Origin of the sequence: Lysinibacillus sp. GJ-1 (genome assembly GCF_021166035.1) — a bacterium.
Lineage (GTDB): Bacteria > Bacillota > Bacilli > Bacillales_A > Planococcaceae > Lysinibacillus > Lysinibacillus sphaericus.
On record NZ_CP088912.1, the window covers coordinates 1,624,301 to 1,649,282 of the forward strand.

General features: G+C 33.4%; 21 protein-coding genes and 4 pseudogenes. 18 read left to right on the forward strand and 7 right to left on the reverse strand.

The features are described from left to right. Positions 1-52 precede the first annotated feature (52 nt). Positions 53-1,780 (forward strand): methyl-accepting chemotaxis protein, encoded by a 1,728-nt coding sequence (locus LO754_RS07585; RefSeq protein ID WP_024363285.1) that lies wholly within the window; start codon positions 53-55, stop codon positions 1,778-1,780. An 86-nt stretch (positions 1,781-1,866) separates the two neighbouring features. Here the strand turns inward: LO754_RS07585 and LO754_RS07590 are convergent. Continuing rightward, positions 1,867-2,265 (reverse strand): annotated as a pseudogene (locus LO754_RS07590) (methyl-accepting chemotaxis protein); the annotation flags it as partial. 875 nt (positions 2,266-3,140) lie between these two features. On the opposite strand from LO754_RS07590, the pseudogene vanY reads away from it, so the two are divergent. Together vanY and LO754_RS07600 are read left to right on the forward strand one after the other, a co-directional pair. Next, positions 3,141-4,074 (forward strand): annotated as a pseudogene (gene vanY / locus LO754_RS07595) (VanY-A/VanY-F/VanY-M family D-Ala-D-Ala carboxypeptidase). A 126-nt stretch (positions 4,075-4,200) separates the two neighbouring features. After that, on the forward strand, positions 4,201-4,914 hold the full coding sequence (locus LO754_RS07600; RefSeq protein ID WP_229389796.1) for a M15 family metallopeptidase: 714 nt from the start codon (positions 4,201-4,203) through the stop codon (positions 4,912-4,914). A 275-nt stretch (positions 4,915-5,189) separates the two neighbouring features. Here LO754_RS07600 and LO754_RS07605 read toward each other — a convergent pair whose 3' ends face one another. Together LO754_RS07605 and LO754_RS07610 are read right to left on the reverse strand one after the other, a co-directional pair. Further along, positions 5,190-5,630 (reverse strand): GNAT family N-acetyltransferase, encoded by a 441-nt coding sequence (locus LO754_RS07605; protein ID WP_024363288.1) that lies wholly within the window; start codon positions 5,628-5,630, stop codon positions 5,190-5,192. 470 nt (positions 5,631-6,100) lie between these two features. Beyond that, positions 6,101-6,877, reverse strand: coding sequence for a MerR family transcriptional regulator (locus tag LO754_RS07610; protein WP_024363289.1), 777 nt, complete (start codon positions 6,875-6,877; stop codon positions 6,101-6,103). 847 nt (positions 6,878-7,724) lie between these two features. On the opposite strand from LO754_RS07610, the gene LO754_RS07615 reads away from it, so the two are divergent. The 3 genes from LO754_RS07615 to LO754_RS07625 all read left to right on the forward strand — a co-directional run bounded on the left by LO754_RS07615 (position 7,725) and on the right by LO754_RS07625 (position 10,547). Further along, on the forward strand, positions 7,725-8,378 hold the full coding sequence (locus LO754_RS07615) for a response regulator transcription factor (protein ID WP_024363290.1): 654 nt from the start codon (positions 7,725-7,727) through the stop codon (positions 8,376-8,378). Further along, positions 8,379-9,776, forward strand: coding sequence for a sensor histidine kinase (locus tag LO754_RS07620; RefSeq protein WP_024363291.1), 1,398 nt, complete (start codon positions 8,379-8,381; stop codon positions 9,774-9,776). Between the two features lie 111 nt (positions 9,777-9,887). Continuing rightward, positions 9,888-10,547, forward strand: a complete 660-nt coding sequence (locus LO754_RS07625; protein ID WP_024363292.1) for a hypothetical protein — start codon at positions 9,888-9,890, stop codon at positions 10,545-10,547. Positions 10,548-10,691: 144 nt separating this feature from the next. On the opposite strand, the pseudogene LO754_RS07630 reads toward LO754_RS07625, so the two are convergent. After that, positions 10,692-11,010: pseudogene (locus LO754_RS07630) on the reverse strand (transposase); the annotation flags it as partial. A gap of 234 nt (positions 11,011-11,244) precedes the next feature. Next, positions 11,245-11,802 carry a hypothetical protein gene (locus tag LO754_RS07635; RefSeq protein ID WP_108030438.1) on the reverse strand — a complete coding sequence of 186 codons (558 nt, stop codon included), beginning with the start codon at positions 11,800-11,802 and terminating at the stop codon, positions 11,245-11,247. A gap of 406 nt (positions 11,803-12,208) precedes the next feature. On the opposite strand from LO754_RS07635, the gene LO754_RS07640 reads away from it, so the two are divergent. The 10 genes and pseudogenes from LO754_RS07640 to LO754_RS07685 all read left to right on the forward strand — a co-directional run bounded on the left by LO754_RS07640 (position 12,209) and on the right by LO754_RS07685 (position 21,183). Next, positions 12,209-12,562 carry a hydrogenase maturation nickel metallochaperone HypA/HybF gene (locus LO754_RS07640; protein WP_024363294.1) on the forward strand — a complete coding sequence of 118 codons (354 nt, stop codon included), beginning with the start codon at positions 12,209-12,211 and terminating at the stop codon, positions 12,560-12,562. Position 12,563: 1 nt separating this feature from the next. Beyond that, positions 12,564-13,223 carry a hydrogenase nickel incorporation protein HypB gene (gene hypB / locus LO754_RS07645; protein ID WP_024363295.1) on the forward strand — a complete coding sequence of 220 codons (660 nt, stop codon included), beginning with the start codon at positions 12,564-12,566 and terminating at the stop codon, positions 13,221-13,223. Further along, on the forward strand, positions 13,208-15,511 hold the full coding sequence (hypF, locus tag LO754_RS07650) for a carbamoyltransferase HypF (protein WP_231785929.1): 2,304 nt from the start codon (positions 13,208-13,210) through the stop codon (positions 15,509-15,511). The genes hypB and hypF overlap by 16 nt, the downstream gene beginning before the upstream one ends. A 15-nt stretch (positions 15,512-15,526) precedes the next feature. Continuing rightward, the gene (locus LO754_RS07655) at positions 15,527-15,760 is read left to right on the forward strand and encodes a HypC/HybG/HupF family hydrogenase formation chaperone (protein ID WP_024363297.1); all 234 of its coding nucleotides are present in this window, start codon (positions 15,527-15,529) and stop codon (positions 15,758-15,760) included. After that, the gene (hypD, locus tag LO754_RS07660; RefSeq protein ID WP_231785930.1) at positions 15,735-16,841 is read left to right on the forward strand and encodes a hydrogenase formation protein HypD; all 1,107 of its coding nucleotides are present in this window, start codon (positions 15,735-15,737) and stop codon (positions 16,839-16,841) included. The genes LO754_RS07655 and hypD overlap by 26 nt, the downstream gene beginning before the upstream one ends. Before the next feature lie 4 nt (positions 16,842-16,845). Further along, a complete protein-coding gene (gene hypE / locus LO754_RS07665; protein WP_024363299.1) occupies positions 16,846-17,853 on the forward strand; it encodes a hydrogenase expression/formation protein HypE in 1,008 nt (335 codons plus the stop codon). Positions 17,854-17,908: 55 nt separating this feature from the next. Beyond that, a complete protein-coding gene (locus LO754_RS07670; protein ID WP_231785931.1) occupies positions 17,909-18,445 on the forward strand; it encodes a cytochrome b5 domain-containing protein in 537 nt (178 codons plus the stop codon). Then, a complete protein-coding gene (locus tag LO754_RS07675) occupies positions 18,438-19,343 on the forward strand; it encodes a hydrogenase small subunit (RefSeq protein WP_025219112.1) in 906 nt (301 codons plus the stop codon). The genes LO754_RS07670 and LO754_RS07675 overlap by 8 nt, the downstream gene beginning before the upstream one ends. A 121-nt stretch (positions 19,344-19,464) precedes the next feature. Then, positions 19,465-20,728 (forward strand): annotated as a pseudogene (locus LO754_RS07680) (nickel-dependent hydrogenase large subunit). Then, entirely contained in the window at positions 20,728-21,183 is a 456-nt protein-coding gene (locus LO754_RS07685; RefSeq protein WP_108030441.1) for a hydrogenase maturation protease, read from the forward strand. The pseudogene LO754_RS07680 and the gene LO754_RS07685 overlap by 1 nt, the downstream one beginning before the upstream one ends. A gap of 238 nt (positions 21,184-21,421) precedes the next feature. On the opposite strand, the gene LO754_RS07690 is transcribed toward LO754_RS07685, so the two are convergent. Continuing rightward, the gene (locus tag LO754_RS07690; protein ID WP_024363304.1) at positions 21,422-21,736 is read right to left on the reverse strand and encodes a MazG nucleotide pyrophosphohydrolase domain-containing protein; all 315 of its coding nucleotides are present in this window, start codon (positions 21,734-21,736) and stop codon (positions 21,422-21,424) included. A gap of 58 nt (positions 21,737-21,794) precedes the next feature. Here LO754_RS07690 and LO754_RS07695 point away from each other — a divergent pair, with 58 nt between their 5' ends. Then, positions 21,795-22,355: an LOG family protein gene (locus tag LO754_RS07695; protein WP_024363305.1), complete on the forward strand. Its 561-nt coding sequence runs from the start codon at positions 21,795-21,797 to the stop codon at positions 22,353-22,355. 83 nt (positions 22,356-22,438) lie between these two features. Here the strand turns inward: LO754_RS07695 and LO754_RS07700 are convergent, their stop codons facing one another. Beyond that, positions 22,439-22,726 (reverse strand): hypothetical protein, encoded by a 288-nt coding sequence (locus tag LO754_RS07700; RefSeq protein WP_231785932.1) that lies wholly within the window; start codon positions 22,724-22,726, stop codon positions 22,439-22,441. 379 nt (positions 22,727-23,105) lie between these two features. On the opposite strand from LO754_RS07700, the gene LO754_RS07705 reads away from it, so the two are divergent. Further along, positions 23,106-24,854, forward strand: a complete 1,749-nt coding sequence (locus tag LO754_RS07705) for a methyl-accepting chemotaxis protein (protein WP_231785933.1) — start codon at positions 23,106-23,108, stop codon at positions 24,852-24,854. The last annotated feature ends 128 nt before the right edge of the window (positions 24,855-24,982 follow it).

The following is a 24,982-nucleotide window of genomic DNA, read 5'->3' on the forward strand; positions in this document are numbered from 1 at the left end:
GAATGTATGTATTCAAATGAAAAATAATATTATGCAAAGTTGAGGGGAAAAGATGGTCTTTTTCATAAATAAATCTAACAAATGGGATCAATATATAAATGCTTCAAAAACAGACTTACCTAAAGTAGGGGAACGAGCGAAGGAGCGCTTATCGTTCTTAGGTGTTGACCAAGAAACGCTTAATAGGGTAAAACAATCAGCGAATATATTAGCTCCTTTTAAGAAGGAAATGATTGATAAATTTTACGGAAGAATACAATCTGAACATATATTTAATCAACTTATTGTGCAACACGCCACAGTCGATCGTCTAAGAGAGAAGATAGAACAATATATCGATCAATTTTTAGAAGCGGAAGTAGATCAGCATTATATCGTGACGCGAATAAAAATAGGGGAGTACAATAGTCGAATTAATTTGACAGCAGAAAATTTTGTTGCTGCACATGATTTGCTGATTCAGATAATGACCACAATTTTAATGGAAAAACTACATCGACATCCTAAGCGTATGATAGAAAGTGTGGTTGCTGTACAAAAGCTAGCAGCCTATGACAAACAATTAATCGTTGAAGTATATATGGAAAATACGTTTAAATACTTTTTAAACGAAGTATCCGACATGTTAAATGATATGATGAGTTTAGATACAATCAAACAACTGCTTTCGAATATGCAGAAAAAGATAGATGAGACCCATAGTGTAACTGCCGCAACGGAAGAAATGAGCGCTTCTATACATGGGGTAGCAAATTATGCAGTAGAAGTAGCAGAAGGAACAGATGAGGCGGTTCATTCAGCGGAAGAAAGCGGAAAAGTCGTAGATGAAACGATGGAAGATATAAAGCAAGTCGGTCATGTATATGGAAAAATTGTAAAGAATGTAGAACAACTGAATCAAGAAATTGACTATACACAGGATATTGTGAGAATCATTAAAGAAATCGCTGATCAAACCAACTTATTAGCACTTAACGCATCCATTGAAGCGGCTCGTGCAGGGGAGCATGGACGTGGTTTTTCGGTAGTTGCTTCAGAGGTGAGAAAGCTGTCAGAGCATACGAAGGAAGAAATCGTGAAGATTATTGCTAATATGGAGTCATTGCAAAATGTATCTTTGGAAGTCATTGAAGGGATTGACCAAACGGAAAAATTAGTTGAAAAGAGTGTTGTAGGGGCAGAAAGTGCAAGTGAAGCATTAATCAGTATCGTTGAAATGATGAAAGGGATTAATGAATCAACCTCCCAAATCGCAGCGATGAGTGAAGAGCAAACCGCTACGATTGTGGACATCGCTTCACGAAATGCCAGTATCTATGATAATAGTGTGGAATCACAAGAAATATCAAAACGAACAGCAAAAACATTTTTTGAAATTAGTAATAAAATGGATACGTATCGAAAAAAATTCTTAAATATCAATGTGAAACTAACATCAAAAGATATTTTAAAAGTGGCGAAAACGGACCATTTACTATGGAAATGGCGAGTGTATAACTTAATTTTAGGCATAGGGACGATTGACTCAAAAGAAATGATTTCACATAAAGAATGTAGGCTAGGCAATTGGTATTACGGAGATTTACCTAATCATGTGAAAAGCAAAAAAACATTTAAAGACTTGGAACAACCGCATATGAAAGTACATCAAAGTGCTCAACTGGCAGTGAAATGTTTTGAAATGAATGATCCTATAGGAATAGAGAAAGCCTTTGAAGAATTAGAGAAATATTCCGAAATTGTTTTGGGTTTATTAACGGATTTAGAGAAAGAACTTTAGTAATAAATAGAAGCGCAATAATCCTTGTATTGTAAGGATTATTGCGCTTTTATAATGCTATTTTATTTGTATGTTTAAGGTAATGGCTATAGTTTATATTGTTTGACTAATGCATCTAGTTCTGTAGACAGGGTAGCTAGTTGCTCTGTTCCTTGAACGCCAGCTGATGCCTCTTTTGTAATAGCGGTAATTTCTTGAATGGAAGCATTGAATTCTTGTCCTTCTTCCGCCATACCTTGAACATTTTGCATCATACGCACTACATGATTCGCTACTTGTTGCATTGCTTCATTAATAGATTTAAATGTTTCTGTTGTTTGTTGTAATTGAGCGGATCCTTCTTGTACTTTCATAAATCCAGTAGCTAAGGATGTATTGACGTTTTGAAAATCTTGTTGAAACGTTTGAACAATCTTTGTAATTTCATCTACGGAACTTGCTATTTGTTCTGCTAAAATCCGTACTTCTTCTGCTACGATAGCGAAACCTTTCCCGTGTTAGCTTTTGTTATTAAAACGGATAGATAAAAAAGAAACTACTGCCTTTTATGGTAGCAAAGCTTTGATATTGAAGCCTTTTTTATAGTTGATAAATCTAGAACTAGAGCTACCAATGGTGCTGGACTTGGACTTACGATATGTGCTGAAATAGCAAAAATTCATGAGGCTGAATTAAAAATAGCAAGTGAAATAATAAAGGGACAACTATAAAAATATTATTTAATTAGACTTTACAACTAATTTACAACTAGTAGATAGTTTAGATAAATATCCACTATATACTTCAGTAATAGCAGGGAAATAAAATAAATACTTACAAATTCAGAAGGGAAGATATTATGAAATAAACAAAAATTTAGGATTAGCGTTAATTGGGATATTAAGTACTGGAGGTGTTACAGTTATTGCACATGCATCAACGGATTTAGTGCCAAAGAATACAGTAATGACTGAGCTGGTTGTAAACAAGACACGAACAAAGCAAGTAAACTCAAATAAATAGCACTTAATACTTTTCAAAAAAAGTTTTAAATCTGCATCACTTACAGTACACTTCTCCCTAAAATATAAATTTAATTTTGAGAAAAACCTCCATTACTTGTGGTAGGGTTCGCCACCGTTGATACTAAATTTGCTCCTCAAAGGTACGTTGTGGAATAAAAAATCCTGCATTTTAACACAGGGTGTTTAATGAAACTTTTTATAATCATACTTTTTAGTTTTAAATAAAATAATCAATCCTTTTTATAAAACTATAGCTACGAGAAAACCCCATTCCTATTGGGTATGTCGGGGGATTGAAGAAAGCAAAAACGTTCCGCTAAAGGAACATTTTTAGAAAGAATAAGGGGAAGTTAAGAATGAAAAAGTGGGGCTTTTTAATTTTTGTAATATGTTTAGGTGTGACAGTCTTTAAGATAGCACCGTTCTTTCAAGATGAAAAAGGTGAAAAAGCCTATAGCGAGAATGGTGTAGTGGAGGATAAGTTGGTTTCTGGAAATATAAAAAAAGTAGAAATTCCAGTAGAACAAATTTATCAAGGGAATTTACTTTTGGTCAACAGTAATTACCCAGTTCACAATAAAAGTATAAAATCAGATAGCATCAATTTATATGCTCGTGATGAATTGGTAAAAGGATACCGATTATTTAACAGCGAAATATATTTATCAGAAGATATAGCAAGTAAATTTTCGGATATGGTTCTGGATGCGGGAAAAGATGGAGTTTCTAGTTTTTTAATTACAAGTGGTTTTCGAGGATTTGATGAGCAAACTAAACTTTATGAAGAAATGGGTTCCAATCGTGCCTTGCCAGCAGGTTACAGCGAACACAATTTAGGATTATCGCTTGATGTTGGAAGTACCCAAGGGAAGATGGAGGTCGCACCTGAGGGAGAGTGGATTGCAGAGAACGCTTGGAAATATGGGTTTACTCTACGTTATCCAGAGGGCAAAACGGACATAACGGGAATTATGAATGAACCGTGGCATATCCGCTATGTCGGTTTACCACATAGTGTGATTATGAAAGAAAAGAATTTTGTTTTAGAGGAATACTTAGACTATCTAAAAGAAGAAAAATATATTTCTCCTACTATAAATGGTCAAAAATATGAGGTCTTTTATTATCCTGTTACTGAAAACACCACTATTAATGTGCCAGCAAATCTTCGGTATGAGGTATCTGGAAATAATATGGATGGTGTGATTGTGACAGTATATCCTGATAACGTATAGAAACTCAAGGATGTTGAGGGAGCGAAATAAACTGAACAAAATTGATGAGCGGTAATATGGTACAGGCGCTATTTGAAGCAATTAACACCTAGGAAATCCAACAAATTCCTCAGTTCTATGGATTAACTGGAAATTCTATTGGAAAGAGATATTACTACTAACGAGGAGTCATATTAATATGATAAAAAAAATAGTCACAATTGCAACACTCATGATAATTCTAATTGTTTCTGGCTGTTCCGGAAATAAACAAAACCAACAACAAAACCAACAGGAAGTACCCTCTGTCGATGATTCCCAACAGGAAGTACCCTCTGTCAATGATCCTGAAAGTATTATCGTACTTGTCAATAAAAAATATTCTTTTCCAGAAGGCTATGAACCGAAAGATCTCGTTTATCCAGATGTTGCATTTATATTTAAAGAAAAAATAGACAAAAGAATGATGAGAGAAGAAGCAGCAAAGTATCTCGAGAAAATGTTCAATGCGGCGAAAAAAATGAATATTCATCTAGCAGGTGTTTCAGCCTATCGTTCTTCTCAAACTCAAGCAACCCTATTTAATAATTATGTTGAAAAAGATGGAATCGAAAAAGCAAAAACATATAGTGCTGCTCCTGGAACAAGCGAACATCAATCAGGATTAGCAATTGACGTTAGTGGTACTAATGGATCTTGTGCAGCAGATGACTGTTTCGCGAATACAGAGGAGTCAGCATGGCTTGAAGATAACGCCCATAAATATGGATATATTATTCGCTTTCCGAAAGAAAAAGAACATATTACCGGGTATCAATATGAACCATGGCATATCCGTTATGTTGGGGTGAATTTAGCCACTGAGTTATATAATAAAGAGCTAACATTAGAAGAATATTATGATCTGCACCTGTGAGCAGAGAGAGAAAATAACAATTATTATATTTTCCAATGATATGTAGAGAAAATTAATTTAGTAGGCTCCTATTGAAGAATGGGGGCTCTTTTTTGAATTAATTGTAGTTATTGCTATATCAAGGTTTATGTTTTTTTTCTTAAAATGGATTATTAGTTTTAAAAATAATTAGTATAACTAGAAAAAATATTACATTTTACAATAAAGTTATGTATTATTGATTTTGTGTAATGGAAATATATATGAATTAAAGAAATTTTGGAGCATTATGGAACTTAAACTAATGAAAGCTTCATAACAACTTCGTTTCCTTCCATTTCTCCGGTTTCTGAAAAACCAACTTTTTGATAAAGTTTTTTTGCTACTAGATTTTCTTCAACATAATTTATTTGGATGTAGTCGAATAAGTTTTCTTGCTTCAAAAATTCAATGGCTTTAGTTAATGCTTCCTTACCATAGCCTTTTCCTTGATATGCATTTCCTAACATAAAACGCCAAATCTCTACTTTTCTATTTTCTATTCTATAGTCAAACATTATAAATCCTACAATTGTATCATCACTATAAATAGCATAGGGCTGGGCTCTATTGTAAAATACCCATGCTTGTGCCAATGATTTCATATTTGACGAAACAAAATTTTGTTGTTCTCCTACAAGTTCTAAACCAAAAACTTCTTGGTAGTTATCAGCGTTCACTTTCTCTAATCTAATCATTCTATATACCTCCAAACTTTGTTTGAAAACTTAAATATTGCTATAATTATAGCAATATTTAAAAGGATATTCATATCTTTTTTGATTGGGGTCTCTTTATATTTATTGTCATTAAAGGCATGAACCTCCTTGTTGGAGAATCATGCCCGCATAGGTTCTCATATCATACGTTATCACCAACTCATCTTTTTAAGGGCAAGCTGTAGTCTTGTATTCATTGAAATGATTAAAGACCAATAATCGTTTTAAATTTTTTAAGAGATAATGTGTAAATTAGGTACATAAAAATGCTAGTAGCCCCTGAAATGCCCCAATCGAATCGTTTCATGCTGTGTTAAAGTCTGAAACATTCTACTTAGACCATTTGAACAGTCTACCGGTCGTCGGTTCAATACCGACTACTGGTTAGGAATGCTTTTTTGATTACCGTCTTATATATCGGAGGCAGTCCCGTATAAGAGAATAGCTTTTTAATAATCTATTACTTCTTGCTTCATATAATATTCCATCACTTGATTAAGCCAATTTTGTTCATCTTCAGTGAAGGGAGATAGTGTCATATTTTCTATTTCATAAATATCCATATCCAGTTCTTCGATATTAGTGTTAGCTAGTTTTTGCATCATATTTTCACCAAGAAATGAAAACAAAGCTTCTAAATAGGTCTTAATCATCGCATGTACTTTTGGGTCTTCTACTGGTTTACCATATAATTTTCTCACTTCTTTCGTCAATTGAATAAACGTTTGATCTAAAAGGATTTTATCTTCTTCCGATTTCTTTGATAATTCTTCTGCGACATCCTTTAACATATGGCGATTCATCCATTCTTCATGTATATGTTCAGTACTCATACCGTGAATAAGACTAAATAATAAGGTGCTATCCAATTCTCCTTCTTCCTCGACTAATCTTATTACTCTTTTAATGGATTTTATGGATTGCTCGATTCGTTTTTCTTCTTTCTCTAAAGCGTGCAAATGGAGAGACAAGCTTTCATTTAAGTCAACAGAAAAGCTCGATTCATTTAACAAATTAGTGATTTTATCTAGACTATACCCTAGGAATTTTAGACTAAGAATTTTTTGTAAGTTTATCATGTCTTGATATTTGTAAATGCGATGCCCTGAAGATGGATTTTTTTCTGGTCGTAATAAACCAATCTCATCATAGTAATGTAAAGTAGGAATAGAGATTCCTGTTTTTTCTGAAAATTCCCCAATAGAAAATTTGTTATTCTTATTCATCAAAAATCCTCCCATCAAAAGTATAAGTTCATTATAAAACCTCAAGTAACTTTAGGTTCAAGACGGAATTTGAAGAATAATATTGTTCATATTCTATAATTGTATACTATTTTGCATGGGCAAATTGCATTGGGTAAAATAATATAAAAAGTAAATTTTATACTTTTAATGAAAATATAGTTATAATAAAAAGGTGATAATTATTCTTCACATTTAGGATTGTAACAGGTGATGGGGCACTGCCATTTGGTGCAGCTGTTACAGTTATGTATGTACTTCCTTAATTATATAGATTTAGCCACATCTAAATAGGTGTGGCTTTTTCTTTTGCTTTGAAAACTGCATCAAACAGTATAAAACAATCGCAGGTCACAGAGTTCACAAGGATTAGTTATTAATAGGGCGGAGTTTGTTTTTTAGCTCTTCTGGAATCTTTATAGGATTATCATAGATGCAACTAATAAAGCACAATGAAACTTTAGTTGTTTATCTTCTTTCATGTTAATATTAATATGCAAAAATATAAACAAGGTAAGAAAGAATTTCATGATTATAATCAAAGACGTGAGTAGAAAATAACATAGATGAAATTAAAGAAGGCTACTAAGTCGTATTAATCATAGGTGAAATAAACTATATCTACTTTTATCCCCAAATAGGGTACGTAAATGTTAAGGATCTTCTAATTAAAATTCAATATAGTAGCAATTTTTTCGTAATTTGCTGCTAACCCAGTTGAAGCTATACCATATACTGTGAGACTTTAAAGGTAAAAAGGCATGAGTGTTAGAATTTTTCTAACAACTTATCGAATGCAAGTTTATATTTAGGAGAGTGAATTGATAGAATGGAAAAAATATTAATCGTAGAAGACGATGTAACTATTTCAGATTTAATAAAATTAAATTTAAAAATGGTCGGTTATGAGACTTGGCAAGTTTACGATGGGATACAAGCTTTGGAAGTAATTGGAAAAGAAGGATTTGATTTAATACTTTTAGACGTTATGCTTCCTGAAATGGACGGTTTCAGCATAATAGGTAAAATAAAACATAAAGATATACCTGTAATTTTTTTAACTGCTAAAGCATCTATTGCAGATAAAGTTCAAGGTCTTAAAATGGGAGCAGATGATTATATCGTTAAACCTTTTGAATCCATAGAGCTTTTAGCGAGGGTTGAAGCGGTCTTAAGGCGTTATGGTAAAAAGAAGGATATATTGAGTTTTAAAGATTTAGAAATATATTTAGAACAAATGATTGTGAAAAAACAAGGTAATATTATAGATTTAACCTTAAAAGAATTTGAACTTATAAATCTTTTTATACGAAATAAAGGTATAGCTTTATCTAGAGAAAAAATTTTAGAAACAGTTTGGGGATATGATTATTTAGGTGAGACTAGAACTGTTGATATGCATATTCAAAAACTTAGAAAAAAACTTGATTTAGAGAAAGAAATTAAAACTGTATATAAGGTTGGTTACAGATTGGAGGATTAAATGAAGTTTTGGCAAAAAATCTTCATATATACATTATTGATATTTTTGGTCGCTTTTAATTTTGGTGCTGTTTTCATAATCCAAAACAGCTACAATTTAACCTTAAAAAGAGAAATAGATAGGTCTTTAGGTGAGCAGAGTAATATCTCAGCAGGAATGATTTATTATAATATGATTTCAGTAAAGAGTAGTAAAACTATAGATAAAGAAATTATTAAAAATTATTTGGGAAAATTCAACTCTAAAGATACGTACTTAGAGGTTTTAGATAAAAATAATAATGTAGTTTTTAGCAACATGTACTTTAACATTTCAGGAGAAAGGAAAGAACTAAAAGAGGTCTCTTCAGATGAAAGGAAATATATTATAAGGGATGTAGGAAATAAAACATTATTATTTGTAACTAGTTTGGTAAATGTACAAGGAGAAGATTTAAAGGTTTCATACATTCATGATATAACATATATTTACCAAGATAAACAAGAACAATATAGCTTTTTTATTCGATTATCCATGGGGGTATCTATAATTTTAGCTATTTGTATATATATGTTAAGTAAGCTTATTACAAGCCCTATAGATAAGCTAATAAACACTACAAGAATAATATCAAAGGGGAATTATTCAGAGAGAGTAGAAATTAATTCTAAGGACGAAATAGGGGTTTTAGCAGAAAACTTTAATGAAATGGCAGATGCTGTTGAGGAAAAAATACATCAGTTAGAAATTAATGCTGAGGAAAAACAAAGATTTATAGATAATTTAACTCATGAATTTAAAACACCCTTAACTTCTATAATTGGATATGCAGATTTTCTTCGTTCAACTGCATATAATGAAGAAATATTTATAGAAGGGTTAAACCATATATTTGAAGAGGGAAAAAGACTAGAAGAACTATCATGGAAAATGATGAGCTTAATAATGCTTAAAAAAGAAAATTTTATGATGGAAATAGAAAACATAAACAAAATACTGGTAGATATCAGATATGCTTTAAAGCCCAAATTACAGGATAAAAATATAAATTTAATTATAAGTAGTGATGAGTATCAAATTAGTGTAGAAAAAGATTTAATTAGAAATTTAATTAGAAATTTTATTGATAACTCTATTAAAGCATCAAAAGAGAATAGTAATATATATTTAAATGTTTATAAAAATAAAGAAAGTAAAGTTGTACTTGAAATAAAAGATGAAGGGATAGGGATTTCAGAAGAAGATCTACCCAAAGTTTTTGAAGCCTTTTATATGGTTGATAAATCTAGAACTAGAGCTAACAATGGTGCTGGACTTGGACTTACGATATGTGCTGAAATAGCCAAAATTCATGAGGCTGAATTAAAAATAGAAAGTGAAATAAATAAAGGGACAACTATAAAAATATTATTTAATTAGATTTTACAACTAATTTACAACTAGTAGATAGTTTAGATAAATATCCACTATATACTTCAGTAATAGCAGGGAAGTAAAATAAATACTTGCAAATACAGGAGGGAAAATATTATGAAATCACCAAAAATATTGGGATTAGCGTTAATTGGGATATTAAGTACTGGAGGTGTTACAGCTATTGCACATGCCTCAACTGATTTAGTGCCAAAGAATACAGTAATGACTGAGCAGGTTGTTGAACAAGACAATTACAAAGCAAATAAACTTAAAGAAATGGCACTTAATGCTTTTCAAAAGAATTTTAATGAAACAATAGATACGAAAAACTTTTATGAAAGAAACAATGATTTTTTTGAGATAGACGGACATAAATTTTATCTAATAGGATGGTCTAATAAAAATAGTGAATTTGTAAATGGAAATACAGCCAGTTCTTATATTGCTGTAATAGACGCTGAAACTAATGAGATAGTAAGTCTAGATTACCATCCAGGAGAACCTAAAAATCAAAATTATAAGGATTTCTCTTATGATGAAGCTAAAGATTTAGCAACTAACTTTATCAAAGAGAATAACATATTAGATGGTAAAAGCTATGAATTTTTAGAAGCACAAAGTAAGGAAGTAAATACTGCTAAAGATGCAAAAGAGGTTTGGTCCTATTATTTTTATTTTAAGTATGATGACGGAAAAACATGTTTAGTTCATGTAAATAAAGACCTTAAGAAAGTAACTTATTTTATGTTAGATGAAGGTCAAGCGCACGGATAATGTTGTTTTACGAAAACCCTTGATTAACATCATAAAATTCTTAAATTGTGACGAGATATAAGATACAAAAAGAGGCTAGATCATAACTAGCTTCGATTAGTAAGAAATCCGAATTTGAATAAATTTAAATTCGGATTTCTCTGTTTATGTTATCTCCAGATAGTTTTTGCTAATGGCTGTGAATTTTCTTATATTCACAGCCATTAATGTGAGACCCTTCTATTATTACCATCGATTTTCCTCGTACAGAAAATTGAGTGAAACGCAAATTAGCCTTCAAGAATCCAAAAACGGATTCCACGTTAATTTTGTGTTGACGATAAATGGTCCTCGTTTTTTCTTCTGAAAGCTTTGCTCTCACCTGTTCCTTTTGCTGTTCCCACAACTCACTCACGATTAACTTACGATTTTCTTCTTTTGCTTTTGTACAGAATGAACGGAGGAGGTATTTGGAACAGTTTTCACACCTTACACTCTCGCGTGTAATCGTACTTATCCGTTTTTGTGGTACTTGTTTAAATTCAAGCTAATTCCCCCGATTGCTACACTTCTACTAAACACTTCCATTGCCTGCTCTCTAATTCAGTGGATAAAGAAACAGCAGGAAAGCGTATTGAAGAACGCTCGGCTGCTGCTTGGGACATATAACGGTTTTGGCATTCTTATAATAATCACTTTTTAAATAAATTGAAAATAGCTAACTATTTGCTTCAATTTCTGCCCCTGTAAAAACAGTTTTTTCTACAAAAGCCCCTGTAGCTTGGGGATCTGTAGATAATATTTGTCCAGTAAGATAGTAAGTATTCACACCAGTAGGCGGTGAGAGGTCTACAAAGGTAAAGGTAGTAGCATTGCCATTTACAAACCCGCTATTCACTACTACATCTTCAATCAGGAAAATTGATGAAGTGAACGTAGGGTCATTTCTAAATATTTGGAGAGCAATTTGTACAAAACCTGGTGCAGGCGCACCTGTAGATACCCTTGTCTGAACTGTTCCAGTAAACCATACTCGGTCACCTAAGTCGTCAATATTTAATGTGACAGTAGCTAACAGTGTTGGTAACAACGTAAGCTCAATAAAAGTAGGTATAACGATATTTTGATCAAATTCCGTCAATAGCCCGCTGCTTGCCGGAGGTTCTTTTTCTCTCTGTGGTTCTGGTGGACAAACTGCTTTTATCTTAGTATATTTTTTACATTCTTGTTCTGAACAGCATCTTTGAACGATTTTATAGGTCTTATTTCTATGCATAAACTCACCCCAAAAAGTTTCAACTTATTATCTCTATAATATGTTTTATAAGGAATTACGCTAGGGCTAATGGAGAAATTCCTTTATGAAATTTGTTAACTGCATGAAGAAGTGGATTGATTCATAGAAGGGATGTTAGCGGCTTTGATATACAGACTTACAAATGGTTCTAGATGGCAGTCGACTTTTCTTTCCTTCTACTTATCTTAGAGTGTTTTAATATCCAAATGTATGGTTATGTCATAGCTAGTTACAGGGGTGAATTCTTTCTTTCGTTTGAAGCAACCATACCAAAATGGACAAAGTGAGAAATAAATAAGCATAATCCTTAATTTATAATTTAAGTTCTTTTTGGTAATATCAAACATAAAATTTTTATAGAAGTTTGAAGAAAGGCGCCTATTAGATGCATGAAATGTCATTAATGTATGAAATCATTCAGCTTGTTTCAGAGGATGCGAAATTAAGAGGTTTTCAAAAAGTAAAACAAATCCAAGTGATTGTAGGAGATTTATCAAACGTGTTGCCAGATGCGTTAGAATGGGCATTTTTGTATTTTTGTAGAGAGAGAGCCTGTCTTCTGAATGAAGAATCACAACTAACAATTATCCGTGAAAAGGCAATATCACAATGCCAAAACTGTTTATTTCAGTTTGAACCGGACTATCGCATCGCCCTTTGTCCAAAATGCAATTTACTAGATGGCCTGATTATATCAGGAGAAACATTTCAAGTTGAATTTTATGAAGGAAGTGATTAGTTTGAAAATAAAACTTAAAGAAGAAGTATTAACCGATCTGAATGCAGCGGCAACATTTAATCGGAATTTGTTTAAAGAGAATAAAACACTAGTAATTAATTTAATGAGTTCACCTGGTGCAGGTAAGACAACCCTATTAGAAGAAACAGTTAAAAGACTAGCGGACAAGTTCAATATTGCTGTGATTGAAGGAGATTTAGCGACAGAACGAGATGCAGAAAGATTACGCTCTCTTGGAATCAAAACAGTTCAAATTAATACTGTGGGTGGTTGTCATCTAGATGCAAGAATGATTGCCAAGACTATTCCAGAATTCAACTTTGAATCTATTGATATACTCTTTATAGAAAACATTGGTAATTTAGTTTGTCCTTCTGGTTATGATTTAGGCCAAGATTATAAAGTTGTCGTTTTAAGTGTCCCAGAAGGTAATGATAAAATACCGAAATATCCTGTCATGTTTCGAAGAACCGATTTAACGATTATTAATAAAATAGATCTTTTGCCATATGTAGCTTTCAACATCGAAGAGGCGAAACAAGATTTAGCACAAATTAATCCCACCGCACAATTCAAATTAGTATCTGCAACGACAGGGGAAGGTATAGATGATTGGATTAATTGGATTAAGGATGTTTATCGTACATGTATCAAGCATTAAATGTCGTTGTGCAGGGAAAAATACAAGGTGTAGGTTTTCGTCCTTTTGTGTATGATTTATCAAAAAAGTACGACTTAAAAGGAACTGTACAAAATACCGTTGGCAGTGTATCGATTATTATAGAGGGTGAAGAAGAAAGACTATACGAGATGATACACGAATTAAAAAGTAATCCACCAAAAATATGCAACATCACGGATTTGGAAATACAAAAAATACCGCCTCATTATTACAAAGATTTCTCTATTCTTCAAAGTAAAGAAAGCAAACATCCTACGACTCTTGCTATTACTCCAGATGCAGCAATTTGTGAATTATGCTTAGAAGAAATGATGAATCCACAAAATCGCCGTTTTCAACATCCATTTATTAATTGTACTCAATGCGGTCCACGTTATACGATAATACATCGTTTTCCATATGATCGTCCTCAGACGACTATGAGTAAATTTCCGATGTGTTCAGACTGTCAAAATGAATATCATAACCCAAATAATCGACGGCACCATGCACAACCAATTTGTTGCCCTAATTGTGGACCAACATTGAATCTACTAAATACAAAAGGTGAGCAAATAGCGTATAACCTTTTCGCAATCGCCAAAACCACAGAGTTATTGAAACTCGGGAAAATCATTTCCGTTAAAGGAATAGGCGGTTATCATCTTGTTTGTGATGCCACCCAAGAAAAAGGAATAGATTTACTACGGAATCGAAAAAAACGTCCTCAAAAGCCATTCGCTATAATGGTAAAATCACTAGAAGTCGCGCGGAAATTTTGTTATATAACATCTGATGAAGCCGCATTATTAACAAGTTCAGCAAATCCTATCGTTTTATTGGAAATGAAGAAAGAAAATTTATTACCACTTAATATTGCTCCTGGATTAACCAAGCTTGGAGTTATGTTACCCTATACACCTATTCATCATCTGTTATTTGATACGCCAGAACTGGAATGTCTAATTATGACAAGTGCCAACAGAAGTGGCTCTCCCATTTATTACAAAGATTCAGATTATGACGGTTTGAGTGAACTTAGTGATTATATCTTAACGCATAATCGTGAAATTGCACATCCAATTGATGATTCAGTAATACAACATAATGGAGAGAATACGGTCATTATTAGAAGTGCTAGAGGTTTCGCACCTGAAGTAATTGAATCCAATATGAATGTTTCAAATATTATTGCTCTTGGTGGAAATCAAAGAAACGCATTTGCTATAGGGGGTCAAAAAGGTCTAATACTTAGTCCGCAAATTGGAGATTTAGAAAATGAGGAAATGATGAATAGCTTGAACAAACAGCTTCAATCTTTTAAAGAATGGTACACTGTTGACGAAAAATATATCGCCGTTGATATGCATCCTTTATACGCAACTACTATACTGGCAAAACAATCGAAAAGTGAAGTAATACCGATTCAACATCATCACGCTCATCACGTATCTTGTATGGCAGAACATAATCTCAAAGAACCATGTTTGGGTATTATTTTAGATGGTACTGGTTACGGTAATGACGGTCATATTTGGGGATTTGAATTTTTATATGGAGATGCAAAAAGAATCAGAAGATTGGTATATTTAAAGTACACACCTTTACCTGGAAGTGAAAAGGCAGTTAAAGAACCGTGGCGAAATGCAGTTGGGATGATTGTTTCATCTTTGAAAGAAGAAGGAAATAGATTTGCTACACAACTTTTCCCTGAAAAATCAAACGAAATTCATGTCCTAGAACAAATGATTATAAAACAATTAAATACAGCAATGGCAGGAACTTGTGGACGCTTATTTGATGCGGTTAGTGCAATATTGGGCATCTGTACAAGTTCTACTTATGAGGGAGAAGCAGCAATCAAGTTATCTGATTACTTAACTCGTGACACAATGAATAAATCAACGAAGGATATGTATTCCTTCGAAATTATAGAAAATCCTCAAGAATTTGTACTTGATATGAGTGCTATGATACGTCAAATAGTCATTGATAAATTAGAACAAAAACCTATTGTCCAAATCATCCAAAAGTTCCATCAAACGATTGTTGAAAGTTGCGTTAAAATGATTGTATTAATTGTGAAAAAATCCCCTGTTTTAAATAGAAATGTCGTTCTTTCGGGTGGCTCGTTCCAAAATAACTATTTGTCAATTGAAATAACGAATAAGCTTCGTGAGGAAGGGTTTCAAGTATATACACATCAAAAGATTCCATGTCATGATGGTGGCTTAGCTATAGGACAACTTTTAATTGCTGCACATAAAATTATAGATAAAAATAGTTAGGAGAGACTTGAAACAATGTGTATAGGGGTTCCTGCTAAAGTAATAAAAATAAAAGCGGAGAAAGCATTAGTGGATGTAATGGGATCAAAGATGTTTGTTGGAATCGTTTTTGTACCAGAAGTTCAATTAAACGATTTTGTTTTGTTACATGCTGGGCAAGCCATGACTATAGTTGATGAGAAATTTGCAAAAGAGAGTATGGAAGAATGGAGGAATATAATGAATGGAACATCTGATACATTTATCTAATCCTATTATTCTACGAAAATCTTTGGAAGCAGTCATTCAACTTGCTGAGCAATATAAGAAAGAAAAAGGTAGAATCCCTGTACTGATGGAAGTATGTGGTTCACATACAATGGCTTTTGCAAAAACTGGTATTAAAACAAGACTGAAAGATCATGTTCGTTTAATTGCAGGACCAGGATGTCCAGTTTGTGTAACAGATCAAAAATCCATAGATACCATGATAGAATTATCGCGAGATACCAATCGCATTCTTTGTACATTTGGTGATATGGTGCGTGTCCCAGGATCAAAGTTTTCTTTAATGGAGGCAAAAACAGAAGGCAAGGATATACGAGTTGTGTACTCCCCGTTAGACAGTATTAAAATTGCAGAAGAGAATCCAGAAAAAGAAGTCATTTTTTTAGGTATTGGTTTTGAAACGACTATACCTATTCTTGTGGCAACTATTCAGGAGGCAGAAAAAAAGGGATTAACAAATTACACTATTTGGATGACAACGAAATTAGTGGAGCCTATACTAAGGACGCTACTTAATGGCAAAGAGATTAATATAGATGGTTTTTTATTACCTGGTCATGTTTCTGTGGTGACAGGAAAGAATAGTTTTGATTTTTTAGTAAAAGAGTACGGTATTTCTGGTGTAATAACAGGGTTTGAACCAGTTGAATTGTTAAGAGCCATTTATAAACTATTACAGCAATTATTAAGCGGAAAAAATGAAATTATTAATGATTATAAATATATGGTCAAAAATGACGGAAATATAGTCGCGAAAAAGTTGATGGAAAAATATTTAGATTACCACGATGAAGCATGGCGCGGTATAGGCGTAATTCAAAACAGTGGCTTCATTTTAAAACCTGAATATGCGATATTCGATGCAAAGAAAAAGTTTCATGTGTCTGTTGAAGAGCCGCGAAAAACAAAATGCCGCTGCGGTGAAATTATTCAAGGGGTAATAACACCTGAGGAATGTATCCTATTTAGTAAAGGGTGTACACCATTATTTCCAATTGGTCCTTGTATGGTTTCGGCAGAAGGTACTTGTGCAGCACATTACCAATATATGAAGGAGGGATAATTTGGTGCAGCGTATTAGTTTAACACATGGAGAAGGCGGCGAGTTAACTCATCGGTTAATTAAAGATGTTTTTATCGAATCTTTTGGTAATCTTCAGCACACACAACTTGATGCAGCAATCATTAAATTAAACGCTTCAAAATTAGCAGTTACAACAGATTGTTACGTTGTAAAACCCTTATTTTTCCCAGGTGGAGATATTGGTAAGCTTGCTATTACGGGAACAGTCAATGACTTAGCAGTAAGTGGTGCAACACCTCAAGCTATTACTGCAGGTTTTATTCTTGAAGAAGGATTTCCAATAAGGCAATTAAAACTTATCGTTAAAAGTATGGCGGAAGAAGCCAAAAATGCAGGTGTGTCAATTATAGCTGGTGACACGAAAGTAGTAGAAAAGGGAAGTGTTGATGGATTATTTATTAACACAACCGGAATTGGTTTTATAAAAGAAACACATCAATTGTATCCAGAAAATATAAGCGTGGGCGATATGGTAATTGTAAGTGGAACAGTTGGAGACCATGGTATTGCTATCGTATCTGCACGCGAGGAATTGGGTTTGATGACAGATGTACAAAGTGACTGTGCTTCATTAAATCATTTACTACAAGAGCTTTTAGAGCAAGTGGATGGGATTCGTGTAATGCGTGATCCTACACGTGGTGGTGTATCAACGGCACTTGTCGAACTATGTGAAGAATTGCATTGTACAATTGAAATAGAAGACCGTTCAATTCCTATTCGGCAAGAGGTAGAAGGAGCATGCGATATTTTAGGTTTTGACCCACTCTATCTTGCTAATGAAGGTAAAGTATTGCTGATTGTTGACAAAAATCAAATAGATTGTGTTTTAGATATCCTACAAAATCACGAACTAGGCAAAGATGCAAAAGTAATTGGCCAAATTACTGAATGTCAAAAAGAAGAGGGGAAGGTGTTATTAAAAACACCTATAGGTTCTACAAGACGTCTTTTCCGTCTTTCAGGCCTGCTATTACCTAGAATTTGTTAATGAAAATAAACATGAAGCATAAAATGTGTGGAGTCTCTCTAATTAGGAGGAAAACATGCAAAATATCGAGATGCTTCGATGGCAGTTGAACAGCCTTGTTTCACAAGTACAACAAGATATTTATACACTTTCTACAACTAATCAATCATCAATAACCCCTGTAATTCTTCAAAGGTTATGGGATACAACTTCTAGTATCCATTTCATTGGTGAATTACTTGTCAATCAAGCTTTAAATTGTTACCAGCCAATATCTGATAATTCACAAATAATTTCTGTAAACAGTACCCCTAAAAACACTCAAGTGCCACCTACTACACCTCAATCGCCAAATCAATCCATTCCACATTTAAACGGACGTAATTTTACAATAGGAGAATTAGCAAATTTCGATGGTAAAAATGGAAATCCTGCTTATGTTGCTGTCAACGGCACTGTTTATGATATCACCAATAATCGAGCATGGGCTGCAGCGACCCACTTTGGTTTACTAGCTGGTAAAGAATATTCACAAGAATTTGCTTCATGTCATGCTGGACAACAATCTATTTTAACAACTCTACCTGTTGTGGGGAGGTTATTTCTTGAATAAGCTTATTTTACCGCCGGAAGATTTAAGTAATGAAGCTATTTCAAAAAGGTTAACGACAAATGCGTTAAATAATGTGAACAATGGACTGATTAACAAAAAGAATCTTGTGTATTTAGAACTGAATGGTTGTTCAGGAAATATTATATCTTTGTTAAACGGGCAAAATCCAGACTTCGAATACGCTTTTACATCAATGGTCAATATTCTTTACAGTAATTCGTTAATGGTTTCGGAGGGTGAAAAAGCTATTGCAAAATTAATGAACGCACTAGAAGGAGATTATATTTTAGCCGTTGAAGGGGCAGTAGCCTTAAAAAATAATGGTCTTTACAACATCATTGGTAGTTGGAAAGGAAAACCGTTAACAGGACTAGAAGCAATCAAGTTGTTAGGAGAAAAAGCATCACACATATTGGCAGTCGGTGCATGTGCTACACATGGTGGAGTGTCAGCAGCAAAACCAAACCCATCTGAATCAGTAGGTATAAACAAAGTTCTAACAAATAAAAAAATGATAATGTTACCTGGTTGTCCTGTACACCCAGATTGGTTTTTAGGAACCTTAGCCCATCTTTTATTATATGGGGAGCCAGATACAGATAGCTTAAACCGCCCATTGATGTTTTATAGTACGCTTATTCATGACCGTTGCCCAAGAAGACCGTTTTTTGATCGGGGAATTTTTGCGGAGAAATTAAGTGATAAAACTTGCTTATTCAAACTTGGATGTCGTGGCCCAGTAACGAGAACGGATTGTCCGACAAGGCAATGGAACGGGCACGTAAATTGGCCAATTGGGGATGATACACCTTGTATTGGGTGTGCGCAATTTGGTTTTCCAGATGCGATGGCTCCTTTTATTAGCTATGACACAACGAGAGTGGTAAAAGATGAATAAAAGAATTATCATAAATCCTTTGACACGTATTAGTGGTTTTTTAGAAATTGACGTTCGGATTGAAAACAATGTAGTTGTGGATGCAAAAACAAAAGGAAACTTATTTCGAGGATTTGAACAAATGTTAGTAGGTAGGAGTCCTTTTGATGCGGTTTACTTTACACAACGAATATGTGGAATTTGTTCGGCGGCTCATTCTATGGCTTCCTCACTGGCTTTAGAAGATGCACTAAAAATTGAGCCTATGGAACAAGGACGCTATTTACGAGACATCATTCATTGCTGTGAGTTTTTACAAAATCACATTCGTCATTTTTATCAATATACTGTTCCGGATTTTGTTAAATTAGGTCAAAATACACTCTTAGAAACGGATCATCATGATTTTCGATTAGCTAAAGAAATGAATAATCGGATTGCACAGCATTATTTAGATTCACTCGCTATCAGTCGTTCAGCACACCAAATGTTAGCGGTATTAGGAGGGAAAGCACCACATAATCATGGGGTGTTTATCGGTGGTATTACAACAAAAGCAACATCTGAGAAGGTAGTATTGATTGATTCACTATTACAAAAAATTGTAGAATTTATAGACGAAAAAATGATTCCTGACGTTTATGATATTGCTCATTATTACCCCGAATATTTTAAACTAGGTGGAGGGTACGGTAACTTACTATCTTATGGTTCATTTCATAATTATAAAGAGTTAGGAACACTGTATACGAATCCACTTGTTCTATCAAATAAAGGACTAGAAGTGTTTAACGAAAATAATATAGAAGAAAAAATAGATTATTCTTATTACAAGTTGTCAGAGAAAACTGATAAACAAAATCAATTGGCTCTAGAACCAGACATGGATAAAAAAGGGGCATATTCTTGGGTGAAGGCACCACGATATAATGGACTTCCTTTTGAAGTAGGACCACTAGCAAGACTAATTTTAAGTGGAAATTATATAAATCGTATTTCAGCAATGGACCGTACAATTGCCAGAGCATTAGAAACAAAGAAAATTGCAGAAATTATGAAAATATTACTGAAACAAATTATACCGGATGTGGAAATGCAGCAAAAATACGACCTCCCTTTATCAGCATCTGGTAGGGGACTAGTAGATACTACAAGAGGAGCATTAGGGCATTGGCTAGAGATTAAAAATCAGAAAAATTATAACACCATCAACATGGGATTTTTCAACCCGAGATGAGAATGGTTATAGAGGAGTAGCTGAAGAAGCGCTAATTGGTACACCGATAGCCAATCCCGATGAACCGGTTGAGATCGGCAGAATACTACGTTCTTTCGACCCGTGCATGTCATGTGCAACACATGTATACAGCCCCGGAAAAAAAGTGAAAACTATACAGGTGTTCTAATGGAAAAAGTTATCGTACTTGGTATTGGAAATCGGTTAATGATGGATGATGGGATTGGCATTTATTTAGTAGAAGAAATGATGCGAGATGCAAGTGCACAAAATATCCAGTATATTATCGGAGAGTCAGACATCGACTATTGTATTCAACAAATCGAAAATGCAACGTTTGTTATTATAATAGATTGTACCATTACAGGTGGGCAACCAGGAGAGATAACAATTCATTCATTAGATCATCTTGTTGTATCTCGTTCATTCGACTTTTCAGTTCATAATCTTCATTTATTCCAAGTATTGTATCAATTGAGAAATCAAATCAAAGGTTATCTAATTGGAATTGAGCCATATAAAATATCATTTAATTTTGGATTAAGCAAAGTCATAGAAAATAAAAGAAATGAAATCGAAAAAAATGTAAAAGAAGTGATTCAACAATTAATCAACATAGCATAGAGACTACTCTATTAATGGTGGTCTCTATGCTATTTAGTAAGTGAAAAAGGAGACTTTGGACGACCCAAAAAAGGAACCAACAGAGTAAATTTTTTAACAATCCCCCTATTTAAATGATAAAAGCATTGCGCATTTGAAGCCTTTCAATCTCATCATTATTGAATAAGAATTAGCCTATTTTTAACGTTGATAATCCGCATTTTTTTACAAGCAGTGTTTGGGACGCTTTCTATATGTATTATTGATAGCGTTTCGTTAATTTATCTTTATGACTTTCCATAATTTCTGTCAAATCAATTTCGTATTTGTCTGCTAAAATAAATAAATTATCCAATACATCACCCAGTTCTTCTTTCAAGTTTTCGATTTGTTGTTCTTTAGATTGTGTAATTTCATCTGGACGGTCGCGACCAATCTCAAGTGTACGAATGGCTTTTGATACTTCACCTACTTCTTCTGTTAAAAAATTCACACGAATAAATGGATTTAAGTCATACCAACCTCGTTTTTTATAAAATTCTGTAATCCATTTTTGATATTCTACAATATTCAAAGCAATCTACTCCTTATTTTTCTATAATGATAATAATAGCATGAAGGAGGCGTTAAATTTGAATATTGCAGTTTATTGTGGCGCGAGTTTAGGAAACAATGAAGATTATATTGAAGCAGCAAAAGCGTTAGGTAAGTGGATTGCCGATCATGGTCATACGCTAGTGTATGGTGGGGGAAAAGCAGGGTTAATGGGCGTCATTGCTGATGAAGTTTTATACCATAATGGTGAAGTAATCGGAATTATTCCGACATTTTTAGTAGACCGAGAGCTAAGTCATCCAAATTTAACTCGTTTAGAAATTGTAAATTCAATGTCTGAAAGAAAAAATAAAATGATTGAATTAGGAGACTGCTATATTGCATTACCAGGTGGACCAGGGACATTAGAAGAAATATCAGAAGTTATTTCATGGGCAAGAATTGGGCAACACAAAAATCCATGTATCCTGTTCAACGTAGCAGGTTATTACGATAAGTTAAAGGATTTTTACAATGGTATGGTAACAAGTGGATTTTTAACAATGGCTGACCAAAAAGCGATGTTATTTACGGATTCCATTACAAAAATGGAACAATATATAAAAGAATTTACACCGGTCTCCGTAAGAACATATTAATGATACATAATAAAACAAAATGGCTCTTTAAAAGAGGAATGCGCATTCCTTATTAAAGAAATGCGCCCAATTGTTGATTAACTTTATCTACTATATGACGTCCAAACCCTATACAAATATTTACCATCTACCTCTATCACATCTCTATGTAATATAACAACCACATTAATGTATCCCGCCCATTGTGGTATTAGTTCAGTTAAACAATCAATAACCTTTACATCAGGACTGGCATAACCGACATTTTCTTCTCTCAAAAAGTGATTTGAGAAATCTTGATACAAAGAGTCCGTCCATTCATATACTTCAAACGGAGAATCAAAAATTCTATTATCTTCTCTATATTGTCCATTTACCCAATGTATTTCCATAACAATGCCCCCTAACATGTTTTTTTGCTATGAATGAATTATAAAAAAATGAGCGTTCCTCAACAATATAATCTTTAACAAGATGAACACTTTCATAGCTTCTCACAAAAAATGCACGATTGTGGAAGATGGAGACCATAAAGTACTAAAGAATGAGCAATGTATAGTTATTTATACGCGATTGCTTTTAGATGACATTTCACAAGAGTGTTACAACTTTAAAAGGCTGTTGGCAGTGGAAAAAGACAAATGATTAAAAAAGAATTTGCTTCTAGCTGTTCGTAGATCCATTCTCCTAATATAAAAAATAATTTCGATACTATTGAATTATGTAGATTATTGTCGAAATATACCTATATATAGTTGTGGGAGGAAGCAAATGAAGAAGAAAAATTTACAGTTACGAAGTATCTCAGGGAAGTTAATGCTACTTATCACAACTATTATACTTGTCACAGTTGTGATTATCGGCTCAACAAGTTATTTGGTTGCCAAAAATCAGCTCTTAGAATCAGGTCAAAGAGAACTACAAAGCATTGTTAAGGAGGCCTATACTTCATTAGAATTGATTAATGAAGAAGTAGAAAGTGGCAAAATAACACTAGCGGAAGGGAAAGAAAAAGCGAGAATTATTCTAAATGGACCAGTAAATGAAAATGGAATCTACGATTATAAAAAATCCCATTTTACTTACAAAGAAAATGGTTATATATTAGCTTTTGACGAAGATTTAGTGTTGCAACTGCACCCTTCTAAAATAGGTGGAGCTCCTACCGATGAACTTAACAGAAGCAATCGAGAAAAGATAGTTGCAGGTGGTAAGTCCAAAAATGAATCAGATCGTTATGTCGTTTATTCCGACAAACAGCCTGATGGTTCTTTTAAAGATAAAACAGCCTATACAGAATATTTTGAGCCTTGGGACTGGACTATTGGAATTGCTGTTTTTCAAGATGAATTTTATGAAGGATTAAACATTTTACAATATATTATCTTTGGTACAACAGTTGTACTCATTATTTTAAGCTCACTTGTGTTTTATTTAGGTATTCGCAGGAAAATAAATACACTAAAAGATGTAGCTGAAACATCATCAAAAATTGCTGATGGTCATATAATGGTTACCAATTTGCCTGAATCAAGTGATGAAATTGGACAACTTGCGATTGCTTTTAATAAAATGTCACAGCAATTACGTACGCTTGTCGAAAATACTAAAAATACTAGTGAACAATTATTGGATTCAGCGACAAACTTATCAGCAATTTCAGAAGAAACATCAGCTAGTAGTGATGAAGTTGGTAGAGCAATTACCGAAATTGCTACTGGTACACAAGAACAAGCCCATGATTTGGACAAGATAAACCAAACAGTAGAGCTATTATCTTGTTCAATAGATACTACGGAAAAACAAAGTAAAGTTATGTACGACATTACAAAACATGCAGAAAAACTATCATCCGAGGGAATTGAAATCGTTCACCAATTACAAAAATCAAATACGGATTCATTAGCAGCATCACGAGAAGTCAGTCATGAAATAAAAAATTTAAATAGTAAAATAAATCAAATCACACAGGTAATGGAAACAATTGAAACAATCGCAGAACAGACAAATTTACTAGCTTTAAATGCGAGTATTGAAGCAGCAAGAGCAGGTGAGTATGGTAGAGGATTTTCAGTTGTTGCCGATGAAATAAGGAAACTAGCGGAACAATCAAAAAATGCTACTCATCAAGTACAAGGAGTCGTTTTATCCATTGTTTCAGAAACTACTAAAACAGTTGAAACTGTAGAAGTAACAATGGAGACTGCTAAAAAGTTAAATGATGATGTTGTTCTAACACAAAGCAAATTCAATCAGATGTCTGATTCTGTTAAACAAATAGTAGAATCGATATTAGCAGTAAATAAAGAAATGGACGTTATGACATCCTATAATAAGTTGATGAGTGAAGGAATCGAAAGCGCGTCCAGTGTATCAGAACAGACGGCGGCTTCAGTACAGGAAATTGCATCGTCCATAGATGAGCACATTAAAGCAATTGCTGATGTTGCAAGTGCTGCTGAAACACTAACGGAATTAAATCGAGATTTAAATGCTTTAATGGACAAATATACTTTATAACAGGATAGTGATGGTAGGACATGCTCTAAAACTACTTCAAAAGATAACCAGTTTACAAATTAGATATAAAAAAATGCATCGAATCAAATGTTTCGATGCATTTATTCTAGTTAGTAAGTTGACTCTTC